The organism is Candidatus Clostridium eludens (genome assembly GCF_045310515.1).
In the GTDB taxonomy this organism is placed as follows: Bacteria; Bacillota; Clostridia; order Clostridiales; family Clostridiaceae; genus Clostridium_B; species Clostridium_B eludens.
Window position 1 is genome coordinate 1 of record NZ_JBJHZX010000163.1, and the last position, 476, is coordinate 476.

General features: G+C 35.1%; 1 pseudogene. It reads right to left on the minus strand.

From position 1 onward, the window contains the following. Positions 1 to 59: 59 nt before the first annotated feature. Positions 60 to 476: pseudogene (locus tag ACJDU8_RS25675) on the minus strand (hydrogenase small subunit); the annotation flags it as partial.

A 476-nucleotide genomic window follows, 5' to 3' on the forward strand; every position in this document is an offset into this window, starting at 1 on the left:
TCCACTAATTCTTGTTATAGGATCAATTGTAATAGTTTTTTTCATAGAATCCTCCTATCCTAATATCTTACAAAAGGTTCCATTCCATCTGGAAATCTTGAATTAGCACATCCAATACATGTAGTATTATCTTCAATAGGCCAGTTTACATATGCATTCCATTTTCTTCTTGGACAATCTGTTTTAGTCACAGGTCCTCTACATCCCAATTTAAACATACAACCTTCTTCCCCAAATTTTTTTGCAAAAATACCTTTATCAAAATAACCTCTCCTTGTACATCTGTCATGGATAGTCACTCCATAAAATAAAATTGGCCTTCCTTCACTATCTAATTGGGGTTTCCCAAAAGCTGCTAAATGTGCAATAGTGCCAACAACCCAATCTGGGTGACAAGGGCAACCAGGTAATTTTATAACTTCACGACTCAATATATTAGATACACTTTTACTCAAAGATGGATTAGGCTTTGCAGC